General features: G+C 66.8%; 14 protein-coding genes and 1 tRNA gene. 6 read left to right on the forward strand and 9 right to left on the reverse strand.

All coding sequences use genetic code 11. The features are described 5' to 3' along the window. Nucleotides 1-32: 32 nt before the first annotated feature. From TNMX_RS08295 to TNMX_RS08310, 4 genes are all read left to right on the forward strand, one after another. Nucleotides 33-983 carry an ABC transporter ATP-binding protein gene (locus tag TNMX_RS08295; RefSeq protein ID WP_019550822.1) on the forward strand — a complete coding sequence of 317 codons (951 nt, stop codon included), beginning with the start codon at nucleotides 33-35 and terminating at the stop codon, nucleotides 981-983. Beyond that, nucleotides 980-1,591 carry a thiamine diphosphokinase gene (locus TNMX_RS08300; RefSeq protein WP_019550823.1) on the forward strand — a complete coding sequence of 204 codons (612 nt, stop codon included), beginning with the start codon at nucleotides 980-982 and terminating at the stop codon, nucleotides 1,589-1,591. The genes TNMX_RS08295 and TNMX_RS08300 overlap by 4 nt, the downstream gene beginning before the upstream one ends. A 70-nt stretch (nucleotides 1,592-1,661) precedes the next feature. After that, nucleotides 1,662-1,737, forward strand: a tRNA-Lys gene (locus TNMX_RS08305). Between the two features lie 47 nt (nucleotides 1,738-1,784). Then, nucleotides 1,785-2,810 carry a DUF815 domain-containing protein gene (locus TNMX_RS08310; RefSeq protein ID WP_172640112.1) on the forward strand — a complete coding sequence of 342 codons (1,026 nt, stop codon included), beginning with the start codon at nucleotides 1,785-1,787 and terminating at the stop codon, nucleotides 2,808-2,810. Here TNMX_RS08310 and TNMX_RS08315 read toward each other — a convergent pair. After that, nucleotides 2,807-4,456, reverse strand: a complete 1,650-nt coding sequence (locus TNMX_RS08315; protein WP_038031196.1) for a CTP synthase — start codon at nucleotides 4,454-4,456, stop codon at nucleotides 2,807-2,809. The two genes, TNMX_RS08310 and TNMX_RS08315, sit on opposite strands and share 4 nt — an antisense overlap. Nucleotides 4,457-4,592: 136 nt before the next feature. Here TNMX_RS08315 and rplM point away from each other — a divergent pair, with 136 nt between their 5' ends. After that, the gene (gene rplM, locus TNMX_RS08320) at nucleotides 4,593-5,024 is read left to right on the forward strand and encodes a 50S ribosomal protein L13 (protein WP_015717986.1); all 432 of its coding nucleotides are present in this window, start codon (nucleotides 4,593-4,595) and stop codon (nucleotides 5,022-5,024) included. Continuing rightward, nucleotides 5,024-5,410: a 30S ribosomal protein S9 gene (rpsI, locus tag TNMX_RS08325; RefSeq protein ID WP_015717987.1), complete on the forward strand. Its 387-nt coding sequence runs from the start codon at nucleotides 5,024-5,026 to the stop codon at nucleotides 5,408-5,410. Before rplM ends, rpsI begins: the two co-directional genes overlap by 1 nt. On the opposite strand, the gene TNMX_RS08330 is transcribed toward rpsI, so the two are convergent. The 8 genes from TNMX_RS08330 to TNMX_RS08365 all read right to left on the reverse strand — a co-directional run bounded on the left by TNMX_RS08330 (nucleotide 5,407) and on the right by TNMX_RS08365 (nucleotide 16,163). Then, on the reverse strand, nucleotides 5,407-8,025 hold the full coding sequence (locus tag TNMX_RS08330) for an exodeoxyribonuclease V subunit beta (RefSeq protein ID WP_038031198.1): 2,619 nt from the start codon (nucleotides 8,023-8,025) through the stop codon (nucleotides 5,407-5,409). The two genes, rpsI and TNMX_RS08330, sit on opposite strands and share 4 nt — an antisense overlap. After that, nucleotides 8,022-10,232 carry a hypothetical protein gene (locus TNMX_RS08335; protein WP_038031200.1) on the reverse strand — a complete coding sequence of 737 codons (2,211 nt, stop codon included), beginning with the start codon at nucleotides 10,230-10,232 and terminating at the stop codon, nucleotides 8,022-8,024. Before TNMX_RS08335 ends, TNMX_RS08330 begins: the two co-directional genes overlap by 4 nt. A gap of 144 nt (nucleotides 10,233-10,376) precedes the next feature. Beyond that, a complete protein-coding gene (locus TNMX_RS08340; protein ID WP_038031287.1) occupies nucleotides 10,377-10,814 on the reverse strand; it encodes a hypothetical protein in 438 nt (145 codons plus the stop codon). 106 nt (nucleotides 10,815-10,920) lie between these two features. Then, entirely contained in the window at nucleotides 10,921-11,499 is a 579-nt protein-coding gene (locus TNMX_RS08345; protein ID WP_015717991.1) for a hypothetical protein, read from the reverse strand. A 24-nt stretch (nucleotides 11,500-11,523) separates the two neighbouring features. Next, nucleotides 11,524-12,828: a HAMP domain-containing sensor histidine kinase gene (locus TNMX_RS08350; protein ID WP_015717992.1), complete on the reverse strand. Its 1,305-nt coding sequence runs from the start codon at nucleotides 12,826-12,828 to the stop codon at nucleotides 11,524-11,526. Further along, the gene (locus TNMX_RS08355; protein WP_015717993.1) at nucleotides 12,803-13,456 is read right to left on the reverse strand and encodes a response regulator transcription factor; all 654 of its coding nucleotides are present in this window, start codon (nucleotides 13,454-13,456) and stop codon (nucleotides 12,803-12,805) included. Before TNMX_RS08355 ends, TNMX_RS08350 begins: the two co-directional genes overlap by 26 nt. Further along, nucleotides 13,453-15,408 (reverse strand): protein kinase, encoded by a 1,956-nt coding sequence (locus TNMX_RS08360; RefSeq protein ID WP_038031202.1) that lies wholly within the window; start codon nucleotides 15,406-15,408, stop codon nucleotides 13,453-13,455. The genes TNMX_RS08355 and TNMX_RS08360 overlap by 4 nt, the downstream gene beginning before the upstream one ends. Continuing rightward, a complete protein-coding gene (locus TNMX_RS08365; RefSeq protein ID WP_015717995.1) occupies nucleotides 15,408-16,163 on the reverse strand; it encodes a PP2C family serine/threonine-protein phosphatase in 756 nt (251 codons plus the stop codon). Before TNMX_RS08365 ends, TNMX_RS08360 begins: the two co-directional genes overlap by 1 nt. Between the last annotated feature and the right edge of the window lie 3 nt (nucleotides 16,164-16,166).

Below are 16,166 nucleotides of genomic sequence, written 5' to 3' on the forward strand. Positions count from 1 at the left end.
GGCACGCCCCGGGTTCCTTGTTTAATGGAGGGGTGCTGGAGCTTGCCCTGGAAAAGCGCTTTCCCGGTTTCCGACTGGCCCTAGATCTTGCTGTCCAGGAAGGAGAGGTCCTGGCCCTCCTGGGACCCTCGGGTAGCGGAAAGAGCACCCTGCTGAAGCTCATCGCCGGCCTCCTTTCCCCCGACCGGGGTTTCGTGCGCTTCCGCGGGCAGGACCTCACCCCCCTGCCCCCGGAAAGGCGGGGGGTAGGGTTTCTTTTCCAGGACTATGCCCTCTTCCCTCACCTCACCGTGGCGGAAAACATCGCCTTTGGCCTGGTGGAGGCCCGTTGGCCTGGGAAGGAGCGAGAGGCACGGGTGAAGGAGCTCCTTGAGCGCATGGAGCTCACCCCCCATGCCCAAAAGCGCCCCCAGGAGCTTTCCGGGGGAGAACAGCAACGGGTTGCCCTGGCCCGGGCCCTGGCACCAAGGCCAAGGCTTCTCCTCCTGGACGAGCCCCTGGGAGCCCTGGACTTGAGGCTACGGGAGGAGCTCCTCTTCTTTTTGCGCAGGACCCTCCGGGCGGAAGGGGTGACCACCCTGGTGGTCACCCACGACCAGGGGGAGGCCTTCCTCCTGGCCCACCGGGTGGCCCTCCTGCGTCAGGGAAGGCTCGTGCAGGTGGGGCTTCCGGAAGAGGTGTACGCAAGGCCCAAGGACCTCTGGACTGCCCGCTTCCTCGGGCACAAGAACCTCCTCTCCCCGGAGGAAAGCCAGGCCCTGGGCTTGCCTGCTAAACCCCACCTTCTTCTGCCCAAAGCCCTCCGCCTGGGAGGGGAGCACCCAGGGGTGGTGGAGGAACGGCTTTTCTTCGGGAACAGGGTGGGGCTTTGGGTGCGGCTTGGGAAGGTGCGGCTTTACCTCGAGGCCCTGGAAGGCCCCCCGGAGGGAGCCCAGGTCCACCTTCACCTGGATCTTTCCCAGGCGGTACCCTTGGAGGGATGAGGCGCTTCGCCCTTCTCCTAGGCGGCCCGCTCCTGGTGACGGAGGCTTTGCGGGAACGCCTAAGGGGCCTCCGCCTCCTGGCGGCGGACTCCGGTGGACGGCACGCCCTGGCCCTGAGGCTTCCCTTGGAACTATGGCTTGGCGACTTCGACTCAAGTCCCCCTTGGCTCCAGCAAATCCTTCCCGCCCCCAAGGAGGTGCTTACCCGGGATAAGGACCTTACGGACGGCGAAGCCCTGGTGCGAAAAGCCCTGGAACTGGGGGCCGAGGAAGTCCTCCTCCTAGGGGGCATTGGGGGCCGCCTGGACCACACCCTGGCCCACCTGGAGCTGGCCTTTCTGCTGGCGGAAAAGGGGGTAAGGGTAGAACTCACCGACGGGCTTACCCGGGCCTTCCCCCTCCTTGCTGGACTCCACGCCTTCCCCCTGGAAAAGGGAACTGCCTTCAGCCTCCTGCCCTTCCCCGAGGCCACCTTGGCCGTGGAAGGAGCCCGCTGGAACCTCCCCCCCACTTCCCTTAAGGCCACCACCCTCACCCTGGAAAATCAGGCCCTCGGGCCCATCCGGGTGCGGGTGGAAAGGGGACGGGCGGTGCTTTACCTGTTGTAGCCGCCTTGACAGAGCCTTGAGGGAAGGCTACACTGGCTTTTGGCGTCAAGGCCGACGCCGTGCACACCTTGGGCCGCTAGCTCAACCGGTAGAGCAACCGACTCTTAATCGGTGGGTTACAGGTTCGAGTCCTGTGCGGCCCACCACAGAACCCCGGGGCCTTCCCCGGGGGTTTTCCTTTAGCATGGGGCCCATGAGGCTTCCCAAGACCCCTTTGGACCTCCTGGACCTGGACCTGCCCCGGGGTGAACCCTGGGGCTATGCCTTCGCCCAAAGCCTCCTCAAAGCCCCCTGGGCCTGGCGGGCTTTAAGGCCCACCCCGGGGCTTCTCCAGCTGATACGGCAGGACCTCGAGGTCCTCTCCCTGGAACTGGAGGGAAGGCGGAGGGAGTACCCTTTAGCCGACCTGGGGGAACGCCCTCCCCACCCCGCTGAGGAAGGGGCCCTGGCCGCCCTCCTCACCCGCGACCCCGAGGCCCTGGTCCGGGTGCTCCAAGCCCACGGGCCCTATCCCTTTGCCCTCTACCGGGCCTTCCGCTTCGCTGGCGAGGTGCGCCCCCTGGGAAGCTACCGCCTGCCCCGGGAGGACGAACTTCTGGGCTACGAAGAGCAGCTTAAGGCCCTCAGGGCCAATGCCCTCCGTTTCCTCTCGGGAAAACCCGCCCTCCACACCCTCCTCTACGGGGCCCGGGGCACGGGCAAAAGCACCGCCGCCAAGAGCCTTTTGCACCTCAGAGAAGCCCGCATGGTGGAGGTGGAGCCCAAGGCCTTGGCCCACCTGGAAAACCTGCTGGAAAGGCTGGCCCTCCTCCCCCATCGCTTCTTCCTCTTCCTGGACGACCTCTCCCTGGATCCCAAAGAGGAAGCTTTCCACCACCTGAAGGCCCTCCTGGAAGGAAGCCTGGAGGGCCCTCCGGAAAACGTTCTCTTGCTGGCCACTTCCAACCGCCGCCACCTGGTGCGCCAAACCGGGGAAAACCCCTTACCCGGGGCCGACCCCACCGCCTGGGATGAACTTCAGGACACCCTGGCCCTCTCCGAGCGCTTCGGGCTGGTCCTCACCTTCCCGCCTTTTGACAAGACCCTTTACCTGAAGGCAGTGGCCCACCACCTGGGCCGCTCCTTGACCCCGGAGGAGGAAAGGGAGGCCCTGCGTTTTGCCCTGCAAAAAGGCTTCTCCGGGCGCGTGGCCCGGCAGTTCGCCCGAAGCCTGCTTTAAAGGCCTGCGTGCTTTAACGCCGCCTCCACGAAGCCCGCAAAGGGAGGGGAGGGGCGCATGGGCCGGCTCTTGAACTCGGGGTGGCTTTGCAGGCCCAGGAAGAAGGGGTGGTCCCTGAGCTCGATGGCCTCCACCAGCCCCGCCCCCCGGCCCCGCATCCCCGGGGTGGTGGCGGAGATCACAAGCCCAGCCCGCTCCAGCTGGTCCACGTAGAGGGGATTCACCTCGTACCGGTGGCGGTGGCGCTCCAGCGCCTCCTCCTTCCCGTAAAGGCGGTGGAGGAGGGTACCCGGGCGGATGCGCATGGGCCAGTCCCCAAGGCGCATGGTGCCCCCCAGCCCCTCCACCTCCAGCTGTTCGGGCATGAGGTCTATAACCGGGTGGGGGGTGTAGGGGTCAAACTCCGTGGAGTTGGCCCCCTTGAGCCCGGCCACATGCCGGGCAAACTCGATGACCGCAATCTGCAACCCCAGGCAGATGCCCAGATAGGGGATTCCCTTTTCCCGGGCGTACTGGGCCGCCCGCACCTTACCCTCAATGCCCCTCACCCCAAACCCCCCGGGGACCAGGATGCCGGAAACATCCCTAAAGGCCTCGTCCAAGTCGGCCCCCTCGAGGCCCTCCGCATCCACCCACTTCACCTCCACCCGGGCCCCGTGCCGGATACCCGCATGCTTCAAGGCCTCCAGAAGGGAGAGATAGGCATCCGGCATCTTCACGTACTTGCCGGCGATGGCGATCCTCACGGTGCGCTCGGGGTGCTTCAGCACCCTCACCGCCTCCTGCCAGAAGGAAAGGTTGGGGAAGACGGCCTCGAGGCCTAAGGCCCTTTCCACCACCCGGCCCAGGCCCTGCTCCTCGAGGAGGAGGGGTATCTCGTAAATGTGCTCCACATTGGGGCTGCTGAACACATGCCCAGGGCGCACATTGGTGAACAGGGCCACCTTCTTGCGCACCTCCTCCGGCACCGGTTTCACCGAGCGGAGAACGATGGCATCGGGCTGGATGCCCACGCTCCTCAGGGTGGCCACGGAGTGCTGGGTGGGCTTGGTCTTGAACTCCTCGCTGGTTTCCAGGTAGGGGACCAGGGTGAGGTGGATGTAGAAGGTGTTCTCCTCCCCCTCATCAAAGCGAAACTGGCGGATGGCCTCCAGGAAGGGAAGGCTCTCGATATCCCCCACCGTGCCCCCCACCTCCACCACCACCACCTCGGCTCCCTGCTCCTCCGCCACCTTGCGGATGCGGTCCTTGATCTCGTCGGTGATGTGGGGAATCACCTGCACCGTCTGGGAAAGGTACTCCCCCCGGCGCTCCTTCTGGATCACGGAAAGGTACACCTGGCCCGTGGTGAGGTTGTTGCCCCGGGAGAGGTCCAGGTCCAGGAAGCGCTCGTAGTGGCCGATGTCCAGGTCGGTTTCCGCCCCGTCGGCGGTGACGAAGACCTCCCCATGCTCATAGGGACGCATGGTCCCCGCATCCACGTTCACGTAGGGGTCGATCTTGATGGCGGTAACCCTATACCCCCGGGCCCGAAAGAGGGCTCCCAGGGAAGAGGTGAGGATGCCCTTGCCCAGGCTGGACACCACACCCCCGGTGACAAACACGTACCTCCTCGGCCTTTGCGTGCTCTCGGAAACCCCGTTCACGGGACTTCAGCCTACCACATCTGGCAAAAGACCCCGGGGTTATGGTACAGTTTTCTTTGGCGTTCTTGCGGGGTCCCCCGATCCCCCGGCAAGAACATGGTGCCTGGCACACAGAGTTGAAGGAGGGCCCAAACGCATGCAGCCCAAGACGTACATACCCAAGGAGATCGAACCCCGGTGGGTTCTCATTGACGCCGAGGGCAAAACCTTAGGGCGGCTGGCCACGCAGATCGCCACCCTGCTACGCGGCAAGCACCGCCCCGACTGGACCCCCAACCTTCCCATGGGCGACTTCGTGGTGGTGATCAACGCCGACAAGATCCGGCTCACCGGCAAGAAGCTGAAGCAGAAGATCTACACCCGGTATAGCGGCTACCAGGGGGGCCTGAAGGAGATCCCCGCGGAAAAGATGCTGGCCACCCACCCGGAGAGGGTGCTGGAGCATGCGGTAAAGGGCATGCTCCCCAAGGGGCCTCTGGGGCGGAGGCTCTTCAAGCGCCTCAAGGTCTACGCCGGCCCCACCCATCCCCACCAGGCCCAGAAACCCGTTAAGCTGGAGGTCAAGTGATGGAGCAGTACTACGGCACCGGTAGGCGCAAGGAGGCGGTGGCCCGGGTCTTTTTGAGGCCCGGAAGCGGCAAGGTCACCGTGAACGGCCAGGACTTCCAGGACTATTTCCAGGGCTTGGTAAGGGCGGTGGCGGCCCTCGAGCCCCTGAGGGCCGTGGATGCCCTGGGGCGCTTTGACGCCTACATCACCGTGAAGGGGGGCGGCAAGAGCGGCCAGATCGACGCCATCAAGCTGGGGGTGGCCCGGGCCCTTCTCCAGTACAACCCCGACTACCGCGCCAAGCTGAAGCCCCTGGGCTTCCTCACCCGGGATGCGCGGGTGGTGGAGCGGAAGAAGTACGGCAAGCACAAGGCCCGCCGGGCACCCCAGTACTCCAAGCGCTAAAGAGGGTCCGGCTCAAGCCCCTGGGAGAGGATCCCGGGGGCTTTTTCCAACTCCCGAAGGGCCTCCTGAAGCTCCTCTGGCGAGAAGACGTGAACCCTTTCGTGCCTTAAATAGACCAAACGGGCCTCGGCCTCCACCCCCCAGGCCCGCCGCACCGCCTCCCAGTAAAGGGCTAACTGCAAGCGGTAATGCTCCGGGGCCATCCTCTGGTCGGTCTTGTAGTCCTCCAGGTACCACCTGTCCCCCACCCGGTAAAGCCGGTCCAGAACCCCATACCAGACGGTGCCCGCAAGGGGCAGGACCAGGGGAAGCTCAGCGTGGTCCTCCTCCCGGTTTTCCAAAGCGGGAAGGACTTCCCCCATCATGCGCCGGTGGTTCCAAAGGAGGAGCCGCACCTCCGCAAGGAGGCGCTTTTGCTCCTCCTCGGAGAAGGGGAAGGCCACCTCCTGCAGGAGGAGGGCCCGCATGGCCTCCTCGTCCCCCGGATCCAGGTTGCGGGCTAAAGCGTAGTGCACCAGGGTGCCCAGGGCCCGGGAGTACTCGGGGAGGGTTTCGGCCTCGAGGGCCTGGGAAAGAGCCAAAGGCTCCCCCTCCCCCTTGCGGTAAGCGCTGGGGGAAAAGACCGGGGGAAAGCGCTTGGACGGGATGCGGTGCTCCGCGTAAGGGGCGGGGGGCTGGGGTTCAGGAAGAAGTGGGGGGGAGGGCAAGGGAGGAAGGCCCGCCAAGGGGTGGCGGTGCACCAGGGGGTCCTGGTCCGCAGGCCCCAGGCCCAGGTCCATGAGGGCCTCGGCCCAGGGTCCAGGCCGTTCGGAAAGGCTTCCCGTGAGGAGGAGGACGTCCCTGGCCCGGGAGAGGGCCACGTAAAGGAGCCGCAGGGACTCCTCCTCCTGGGCACGGGCCAGGGTCCTTCTCAGGTTTTGGTACCCCTCCGTCCCCTCCAGGGCCACCTCGCCGTCTAAGCCCACCAGCACGGGTTCGGACCTCCCTCCCTCGTGGCGGGCGAGGTCAAAGACCGCCACCACCGGCCACTCCAGGCCCTTGGCCGCGTGGACCGTGAGGAGCTGCACCCCTTCTCCCCCCTCGGGAAGCTCGGAGGTTTCCGGGTCCTCGGCCCGCACTTTTAGCCACTCCAAAAGGGCCTCGAGGTCGGGGAAGCGCTCCTCCGCGGCCAGGAGGAGAAGGGTGTCCAGATTGGCCCGGGCCCTCCGGGAAAGCCGCCTTAGGAAGACCTCGTCCCGCACAAGGGCCTTCAGGGCCTCGAGGGGACGCAAGCCCGCAAGCGTCTTGAGCCCATCCAGGCGCATCCGCACCTCCGGGGGAAGGAGGGGAAGGGGATCTTCCGCCTGCAGGGCCTCCTCCACCTGCCCGAGGTCCACCCCCACGAAAGGACCCCTCAGGAAAGCCAGGAGGGAAATGCGCTCCTCAGGGCTTGGGGGACCCTCCAGCAGGGCGAGGCGCAAAGCGTGGTAGACATCCCGCACCTCGGGCCTCTTGAAGAAGCTCTGCCCCCGCCTGAGGACGTAAGGAACCCCCAGGGCCCGGAAGGCCCTTTCCAGAAAGGGAAGGCTTGCCCGGCTCCGCACCAGGACCGCCATCTCCCGGTAGGCATAGCCCTGGCCCCGAAGGGCCTCAAGCCGTTCCACCAGAAGGGCCGCCTCCTTCTCCCGTTTTTCCGGCAAGCCCCCCTCCCCCACCACCCAGTGGACCTCCACCAGGCCCTCCTCCTCCCTTAGGGGCACCACCGGCACCCGCTCGGGCTCGGGGAAAAAGCGCTCCACAAAACGGTTCAGGAAGCGTGCCACCGCCTTGGCGTGGCGCCGGGTTTCGGCGAGGCGATGGACCTCCGCCGCCTCCTTGAGGGCCTGGCGGAAGACCTCCACCCGGGCGTTGCGGAAGAGGTAGATGGACTGCTTGGGATCCCCCACGGCCACCACCTGCACCCCTGCCTCCTCCAGGACCCGGAAGAACCGCCCCTGCAAGGGGTTCACATCCTGGTACTCGTCCACCAGGAGGTAGGGAAAACGCTCCACCACCCTTCTCACCGCCTGGGGATGTTCCACTAGACGAAGGGCCAGGGCCTCGAGGTCCCCTGGCCCCAGGGCCTCCCGCGTGCGCCGGTGGTAGCCGGAAAGGACCTCCTGGAACAGCTCAAGAAGCCCCTCCGCCCCGGGCAGGGCCCGAAACGCCCCCGCCAGGGAGCGCTTCCGGTAAAGGGCGAGGAGGGACCCCTCCAGAGCTGGGTCCAGGCCCTTCAGGTAAAGGAGGCTTCGCGCCTCCTCCAGGAAGAGGGCTTCGGCCAAAAGCTCGTCCAATAGGGCAAAATCCGGGTCCAGGGAGAGGAGGGGGGCGGTGTGGCGGATGGCCTCGGCCATGAAGCCGTGGATGGTGGTGAAGACTGCCCCGTAGACCTCCCGCTGCGCCTCCTCTGCCCAAGAAGCGGAGGAGAGCCTGATCACCTCGCCTTGGATGCGCCGCCTCAGCTCCTCCGCCGCCTTGCGGGTGAAGGTGACGGCAGCCATGCGCCGGAGGGGCACCCCCTGGCGCAAGAGCGCCAGGAGCTCCCCCACCAGGGCGTGGGTCTTGCCCGTGCCCGCGGAAGCCACGTAGAGCCTCATGCCTCCTCCTTGCGGCAGATGTCCGCCAGACCGCAGGCGTAGCAGTGGTAGCCGGGCCTCGGGGAAAACCCTCCTTTTCCCCAGCGAGGAAGCGCCTCCTTCACAAGTGCCCGTACCTCCTCCAGCTGGGGAGGCCTGTCCCCCTTGCGGTAGGGGTTCTTGCGGTAAGGACGGGGTTCCCCCAGAAAGGCCCAGGTCCAGAGGTGGACCTCCTCCACCTCCTTCCTCCGCAAAAAGGCCCCGAGGGCGTACCACTCCGTCCAGCGCCGCCGGGGGCTCAGATCGGGATCCCCCCCTGGGGGGAGGAGGCGGTAGAGGTGTACCACCCGCCCCCCTGCTTCCCGGCGCACCCCGTCCAGGCGCAGGGCGAAGCGCTCCCCCGGCCAGCGGGCCCAAAAGACCATGCCCTTTAGGTGCTCCTGGTGGAGAGCCAGCCAAGGACCCACCTCCGGATGCTGGGAAAGCTCGTCTACCCTCTCGGGGAAGAGGTGCCAGCCCAGGGCCCCATCCTCCGGGCGAAGGGGGAAGCGCTCCAGATAGGTCCGAAAGGGGCACTCCCCGTGGCGGCGGAGGACCTCCAGGTGGGCTGGGGGAGCGTGGGAGGTGGGGAGGGGTGGGGTGAAGGATTCCTCCGGCAGGGCCTCGAGGCGGCCTGAAGGCAGCAGGGGCTCGGGCCTCATTCCCTTCTCCAGGGGTTCGTAGGCCCCCGAAGGTCCCGCCTCTGGGTAGAGGAGATAGACCTCCTCCCCCCGGGTGGAAAGCGCCTGGAGGAAAAGGGGGTCAAGGCCCCGGAGGCGCCGAGGGAGCCTCCTGAGAAGCCCCCGCTCCCGCAACTCCTCCAAAAGGAAGTAGTCCTCCCCTTCTCCCAGGGTGTAGCGCCCCGCCACCCAGTCCAGCACGTAAACCCGCCTGGCCCGCACCCCCATGGCCCGAAGCGGGGGGAGGAGGGCCACCCCCCGGAGGGGTTCTTTAGGCAGGGCCTCATCCAGAAGGAGGCTCCGCCACCAGGCCAAGGGGTTTCGCCCATCCGCCCGCAAAGCCAGGCGAAGCCGGGAGAGGAAGAGCTCCTTGGCCGCCACCCCAAGCCGCTCCAAGACCTCCTCCGCCCAGGCCAGGAGATCAGGCCCGGGAGTGCGCAGGGCCAAAAACGCCTGCCATTCCTGAAGCAAGCCCTCCCTTTCCGCCAAAAGCGCCAGGGCCTCTTCCCCCGCAAGCCCAAGCCGCAGGGCCCTCCGGCCCAGGGCGGAAAACCCCAGGGCCAGAAGGTCCCGCCCGGTGGGCATGGGGTTCAGGAGGGCCAGGACCCTTTCCCCCTCCTCCGTGTCCGCCAAGGCCCCCTCCCGCCCGTCGTAAAGGGGCAAGCCGTACTCGTCCTGAAAGAGGAGAAGCCCAGGGATGCGGTCCTCCGGGGCCACCACCATCACCTCAAAGGGGTCCAAACCCTCGCCCCCCAGGTCCCTCGAAGCCAAAGCCCGCTTGAGGGCCCTCAGGAGGTGGCGAGCCTCCTCCACCGGGTTGGCCAGGGCCCAGACCTCCTTCTTCACCGGCCTTTGGGAAAGGGTCTGCCAGGGTTCCAGCCCCTCCGGAAGAAGCTCCAGGGTGAGGAGGACGGGTACCTCCCGGGCCAGGCGCTTAAGGAAGCGGAGGTCCAAAGGACCCACCTCCCGGAAGCCGTCCACCACCACCAGATCGGGCCTAGGGAAAAGGCGGAGGGGCACGCGGCCCGCCCGGTGGCGGAAATCGTCGTAGTCCAAAGCCTTTTCCTTCAGGCGCTCGTAGGCGAAGTAAACCCGCCTGAGCCTTCCCGCCTCCCCCTCCTTGGGCAGGGCGAAGGGGGAAAGGCCAAAGCGCTTGAGTTCCGCAATGGCCCGGGCGAAAAGCCGGGCCTCCCCGGGGGCGACCCCTTCCCCGTAGAGGTCTCTAAGGGCCTCCCCCACCAGGGCCACCCTTCCCGCCCCGGGAAGCAAGGGCCCAAGCCGGCCCACCTCCGCCAGCACCCGGTAGTAAAGGGCCTGGAAGGACATGAACTCCAGGCCCAGCACCGCCCCTTCCCCCCCGAAAAGGCGGTACACGTAGGCCCTTTGGTGGGGCAGGCCCACCCAGTAGACCCTCCCCCGCCGCTTCAGGACCTCCAGGGCCCATTCCCGGGCCAGGGTGGTCTTCCCCGAAGCGGGGGGGCCCAGGAGGGGATAGAGGCCCGGCTTCATATGGGGGCATTTTAAAACCGGAAAGCCCGGGAACCCGTGATACCCTTTCGTGCCGAACCCTACCCCTTACACCCTCCAAGAAAAAGGCTTGCGGAAGGGATCTTCCGGGGCCTCCAACCTGGCGAAAACCAGGTTGGCGCTATATCAGGGAATGGCTTCCGGGGAAAGGGGCAGGGGAGTGAGATCCAAGCCCAGGCGCAACACCCCCACCACCCGCCCCCGGTGGAGGACGAAACAGCGGTACCCCTCCGGCAGGACCAGCACCCGCCGGGCCAGGGAAAGCTCCCGCAGGAAGAAGAAGGGGCGCATCCGCATGGGCTTTCCGCGGATGGGGCCCATGTAGGGCATGGGCCTGCCCCCCTCGAGGGCCAAGAGAAGCAGGGGCCTCTCCCCCACCGGCTGGCCCAGGACCAGGACCAGGGTATCCCCTTCCCGGTAGAGGGCCTGGACCTCGAGGGTCCGCACCACCTTAAAGCACTGGGTCAGCACCTCTTCGGGCGAGGGGCCAAAGCCCTTGGGGCCCTCCTCCCCCAGGGCCCAGCCCCCGAGGGCCAGGAGGAGGAAGACCCCAAGCCACCGCATCCTTCCCAGTTTGACCGGTCTGGCCTTGTACCCCTTCTCGCCCATATCCGTCCCGGGATGGGGTTAACCAGGGTCCCCACCCTGGCCTGGCCAGGGTGGGGTGGGCTTAGAAGCCCCGCTCCGCCGAGATCAGGGCCAAGGCCGCCCGGGCCAACAGGAAGGCCCGTCCAGGCTCCTTGGAAAGCCTATTCTTGGCCTCGGCCACCAGATCCTTCACCAGGCTGTCCTGGGCCCGGTAGTAGGCGAGCTCCTTCTCCGCCCGGTCCACCACACTCGGGACCCGCTGGGTCAAGCGGGCATCCGGGCCCGGCCGCCCCTTACCCCACGGGGCAAAGGCATGGCCCCTGGGTCCAAAGGGATGGTGCATCCCCATCCCCATACGGGGGGCTGGCCTCGGCCCCCGGGCCTGCACCTGGGGTTCCCCTGAGGCTGCCCGGAAAAGGAGAAGGGCGGCCTGGGCCTCCCGCGCCGCCTTGAAGTACGCCTTGGCCTCGTAGCTCTTCTCCGCCCGAGCCTTCACCTCCTTGGCCCAGGCGAGAAGCTTTTCCTCCCCCGTGGCCCCCTGGGCCACCGCCTGGAGCCTGGCCAAGGCCGCCGAGGCCACCGCCGCCTGCTGGTAATCCGTGCCTTGGGCCAAGGAAAGGCCCGCCATCAGGAGAACCAAACCCATGAGCACCTGTTTCATTCCCTATCACCTCCGAACTGGAGGCTATCCCCTCTGGCTAAAGGGCGCATCGGGCGAAACCTTAAGGGAAGCCAAAGGCAGGTAGAGCCCCACCGCCGCCCCGTCCTGGTTGTCCACCCACGCCCTTCCCCCATGGGCCCGGGCCACCGCCGCCACCAAGGCGAGGCCGAGGCCCGTGCCCTTTCCCCCATGGACAAAGGGCTCCAGGGCCCGGGGCAAAAGCTCGTTGGGGAAGCCGGGCCCGGAGTCCACAAGCCAAAGCCAAACCCCCTCCTTGTCCCGCTGGATTCTGGCCTTAAGGGGAAGCTTCCCGTGGCGGCGGGCGTTGTCCAACACGTTTTCCACCGCCAGGGCGAGAAGCTCGGGGTCCGCCAGAACCTGGCCTTCCCCTTCCACCTCCAGGCCCCATCCCCCCAGGAAAGCCCGCAGGTCCAGGGGGATGAGCCTGGGGGAGGTGGCCTCGAGGCGGGATAACCTGAGGAGCCCGGAGAGCAAGGCCTCCATCCTTTCCGCCTCCCGTAAGGCTCCGGTGAGGGCCCTGGGCTCGGGCTTGCGCAGGAGCACCTCCAAGTACCCCTTCAAGGCAGCCAGGGGATTGCGAAGCTCGTGGGAGGCATGGCGGGCAAACCGGCGGGCCGCCTCCTCCTTCTCGGAAAGCTCCCTAAGAAGCCCCCCCACCTGGGCCAGGCGGCTGTTTAAGGCCTCCACCAAGGGCCTCAGTTCCGCCAGGCCCGGGTCGGGAAGAGGGCTTAGGTCCTCAGGCCGCCGGGCCTCCAGGAGCTTGGCCAGCTGCCCCAGGGGGCGAAGGGCCCAAGCGAGCCCCAGGGCGGAAAGCAGAAAGATAGCCAAAAGCACCCCTCCACCCCAGGTGGCGTAGAGGAGGAGAAGCCTCCGCCCCAGGCCGGCGACCCCCTCCAAGGGGACCGCCAGGCCGAACCCTCCCTCCTCCCGGGGCAGGGCCACGTAGAGTACCCCCCGCCACACTCCCTGGTAGGCTCGTCCCTGAGCAAGGGCCTCGAGGAGACCAGGGGGAAGGTTGGGGGAGGGCACCTCGGTGAAGGCCACCCCCTCCTTCCCTATCACGAAGCCCGTGCCGCCCCCATAGACCTGGGCCAGGCGGAAAAGCTCAAGAAGAAGGGCCTCCTCTTCTCCAGGTCCCTCCTCCCCAAGGAGGTAAAGCCGGGTGTAAAGGGCCCGGCGCAGGTCCTCGCTGGCCGCTCCTTCCGCCTCCCTGGCGGAAAGAAAGGCCAGGGGCAGGGCCAGAAGCAAGAGGGCCAGGAAGAGAAGGGCAAAAAGCCTCCCCCTAAGGGAGGAAAAGGCGGTAGCCATAGCCGCGCACCGTCTGGATGGGGTTGGGCTCCCCCAGGGCCTTCCTTAAGAGGGAGAGGTGCACCTCCAAGGTGGCGGGATCCACCTCCTCCCCCCAGACCCTCAGCATCAAAGCCTCCTTAGAAAGCACCTCCTCCGGGGACTCCAGAAAAGCCTTCAGGAGGAGGAACGCCTTGGGGGGAAGGGAAAGCCTCCTCTCCCCCCGGAAGGCCTCCATGCGCCTGGGATAAAGCCTCAGGTCCTTGTAGGCCAAAACTTCCGGGGCCTCCTTCCCCCTATGGGCGCGGCGCCAGAGGGCCTCGAGGCGGGCCAGGAGCTCGGAGAGGCTATAGGGCTTGACCAGGTAGTCGTCCGCCCCCTCCTTGAGGCCCTTCACCCGCCACTCCACCGCATCCAAGGCGGTAAGCATCAGCACGGGCACCTCCGAGCGAGCCCGGATATCCTTAAGCAGGGAAAAGCCATCCCTTTCGGGCAGAAGCACGTCCAAAATCACCACCTCCGCCCAGGGAAGGAGGCTTAGGGCTTCCTTTGGGCTTTCCGTGGCCTTGACCTCGTGCCCCTCGAGGGAAAGCCCAAGCTCCAAGGCCTCCCGAACCCCTGGGTCGTCCTCCACCAGAAGCACCCTCATGCCGGGTTCCGCCAAAGGGCCAGGGCCCGCACGGGGGCGTACACCTCCAAGGGCGGCAGGGCCTCCCCGGTCTTCAGGTCTATGCGATGGATGCGGCTCGCCCCGCGCCTGGCCGCATAGAGAATGCCCCCAAAGGGCAGAAGCTCCACCAGGCTCATGCGGTCCTCCCCCTCCAACAGGGGCAGGGTGTGGGAGGCGAGAAGGGATCCCGCCAGATCCAGCACCCGCACCTTGGCCGCCTCCACATCGTAGAGGTAAAGCCTCTCCCCCTCCACCCCCACCCCACCGAGAAGCCTCAGCTCCTCGCTTTCCTTGGAACGGCGGAAGGCATAACGGGAAAGGTAGCGCCCATCCAGGGCCAGGCGTTGCACCTGGCGGTTGCCGTAGTCCAGGACGAAAAGGAACTCCGGCGTGGCCGCCAGGGCCTTGGGATCCTGGAAGGTGCCCCGGCCCGGCCCCTGGCCGCCAAAGCGCTCCTGGTACTGCCCCTTCAAATCGAGCCGGCTCACCGTGGCGGTCTCCGAGTCCAGGACAAACAGGCTACCGTTGGCCACCGCCAGGGCCGCGGGAAAGAGGAACTCCCCGGGCTTCATGCCGTAAGGCCCGGCGGAAAGGAGGAGCTCCCCTTCCGGGGAAAAGCGGTGAAGGAGCTTGGCCCCGTGCTCAAAAACCGAGATCCAGATGCCCCCCTCCCCATCGGCGGCCACGGAGAGGGGAGGAGCTGGGAAGTAACCCGGCCCCGAGCCAATGCCGGAAAGGAGCCGGGCAGCGGTACCGGAAAGGTCCAGAAGCCGCACCGTGCCCTTTTTGGCCTCCACCCCCAAGAGCAGGTAGAAGGGGTGGGGCAGGCCCCGCTCCTCCTCCCAGGAGGCGGAAAGGCCCTGGATCACCTCGTCCAAGGAGGGGCGCTTGGCCGGGTCCTTCTCCAGCATCTTCAAGACCAAGTCGGAAAGAACCTGGGGAATCTGGGGATTGAGCTGCTTAGGAGGGGTGGGCACCTGGAAGATCTGCTGGTGAATCACCGTCTCATACCCCCCGGTGAAGGGGGGCTGGCCGGTGAGGGCCTCGTAGAGAACGATACCCAGGGAGTAGATGTCCGAGCGGTGGTCCAGCTTCTGGCCCTTGGCCTGTTCCGGACTCATGTAGACCGGGGTGCCGATGCGAGCCCCGGTGATGGTGAGGCGGGTGAGCACCTTACCGGCGGCGATGCCAAAGTCCATGAGCCGCACCCCCCTGGGGTCCACGCCATCCTCCCTGAGGGCCCCTTTGAGCACCATGATGTTCCCCGGCTTGATGTCCCGGTGGACGATCCCCTGGGCGTGGATGTGCTTAAGGGCATCGGCCACCCGGGCGAGGATGGCCGCCGCCTGCTTCAGGGAAAGGCGCCTTTCCTCTATAAGCTTGTCCAGACCCTCCCCCTCCAGGTACTCCATGGCGATGAAGTGCACTCCATCCACCTGGCCATGGTCGTAGACCTTGACGATGTTGGGATGGTCCATCTTGGCCAGGACCTCCGCTTCCCGGTGGAAGCGGCGCACGAAGCGGGGGTCGCCCACAAAGCGCTCCTGGGGAACCTTGAGGGCCACCAGGCGGCCGGTTTTCCTATCCTTGGCCTTGTACACGGTGGCCATGCCCCCCACGCCCACCTTCTCCAGGATCTCGTACTGCTTCTCCAGAGCCCGGGCCTCCTCCGTGGTCTTGGAACCGGAGGAAGCCCGTCCCTGGGTACGGGAACGCCTTTGAACCCTCCGCCGGGGACCCAGGTAGACCCGGGGTGAGGCCAGCAACCCCAGGCCCATAAGCAGCCAGGGGAAAACCACCTCCGCCCGGGCCCCCGTGGCCCAGGCGGCTCCCGAGAGGAGGAGCAGGAGGAACCAAAGGGGCCAAGGGGAAAGGCGAGAGGCCAGGGCTGCGGTGAGGAGAACCAGGAGGAAGGCCAGAAGCCCCTGCATCACTCCACCCGTAAGGCCACGGCGGTGACGTTGTCGTCCCCGCCCCGACGCAAAGCCTCGGCCAGGAGCCCCTCGAGGCTCGCCTGCAGGTCCTTGCCCAAGACCCACTCCTCCTCGGGCACTAGGCCGTAAAGCCCATCCGTGACCAAAAGCACCCCTTCCCCCGGACCCAAGTGCACCTCCTTGAGGTCAAAGCGAGCTTCCGGCAGGCCCAAGGCCCGGGTGAGGACGTTGCGGTAGGGATGGCGCTCGGCCTCCGTGCGGGTCAGAACCCCTTCCCTCAAGCGCTCCGCCACCCAGGAGTGATCCTCGGTGAGCCGCTTAAGCCCCTTGGGGGTGAGGTGGTAGGCCCGGGAGTCCCCGATGTGCCCCACCACCCCCTCCTTGAGCCAGTCCGCATAGAGGAAGGCGGTGAGGGTGGTGCCCATGCCCTTCTTCCCAAGCCTTTCCGCCTCCTTCTCCACCCGCCTGGCCGCCAGGGTGAAGGCCTTCTCCATCACCTTGGAGAGGCCCACCGCTGGCCGGCCTCCCTTCAGGTGCTCCGCATAGGCCCGCACTGCCTCGGAAATAGCCTCTATGGCCACCTTGCTGGCCCACTCCCCTGCCTCCATCCCCCCCATGCCGTCGGCCACCGCCAGGAGGAGGAGGTTACCCTGGGGGACCTCGAGGCGCATCACCCGGTGGAAGTCCTCGTTGTTCTGGCGGCGGCCCACGTGGGAGACCGCGGCCACGCTGTACCGGGGAGCAAGGCGCATCGG

Origin of the sequence: Thermus sp. NMX2.A1 (genome assembly GCF_000511705.1) — a bacterium.
Lineage (GTDB): Bacteria > Deinococcota > Deinococci > Deinococcales > Thermaceae > Thermus > Thermus scotoductus.

Bases quoted from the DNA above. Each gene is read 5' to 3' on its own strand.
- TNMX_RS08300 (WP_019550823.1), top strand. From the start codon at position 980: ATGAGGCGCTTCGCCCTTCTCCTAGGCGGCCCGCTCCTGGTGACGGAG.
- TNMX_RS08310 (WP_172640112.1), top strand. From the start codon at position 1,785: ATGAGGCTTCCCAAGACCCCTTTGGACCTCCTGGACCTGGACCTGCCC.
- rplM (WP_015717986.1), top strand. From the start codon at position 4,593: ATGCAGCCCAAGACGTACATACCCAAGGAGATCGAACCCCGGTGGGTT.
- rpsI (WP_015717987.1), top strand. From the start codon at position 5,024: ATGGAGCAGTACTACGGCACCGGTAGGCGCAAGGAGGCGGTGGCCCGG.
- TNMX_RS08330 (WP_038031198.1), bottom strand. From the start codon at position 8,025: ATGAGGCTCTACGTGGCTTCCGCGGGCACGGGCAAGACCCACGCCCTG.
- TNMX_RS08335 (WP_038031200.1), bottom strand. From the start codon at position 10,232: ATGAAGCCGGGCCTCTATCCCCTCCTGGGCCCCCCCGCTTCGGGGAAG.
- TNMX_RS08340 (WP_038031287.1), bottom strand. From the start codon at position 10,814: ATGCGGTGGCTTGGGGTCTTCCTCCTCCTGGCCCTCGGGGGCTGGGCC.
- TNMX_RS08345 (WP_015717991.1), bottom strand. From the start codon at position 11,499: ATGAAACAGGTGCTCATGGGTTTGGTTCTCCTGATGGCGGGCCTTTCC.
- TNMX_RS08350 (WP_015717992.1), bottom strand. From the start codon at position 12,828: ATGGCTACCGCCTTTTCCTCCCTTAGGGGGAGGCTTTTTGCCCTTCTC.
- TNMX_RS08355 (WP_015717993.1), bottom strand. From the start codon at position 13,456: ATGAGGGTGCTTCTGGTGGAGGACGACCCAGGGGTTCGGGAGGCCTTG.
- TNMX_RS08360 (WP_038031202.1), bottom strand. From the start codon at position 15,408: ATGCAGGGGCTTCTGGCCTTCCTCCTGGTTCTCCTCACCGCAGCCCTG.
- TNMX_RS08365 (WP_015717995.1), bottom strand. From the start codon at position 16,163: ATGCGCCTTGCTCCCCGGTACAGCGTGGCCGCGGTCTCCCACGTGGGC.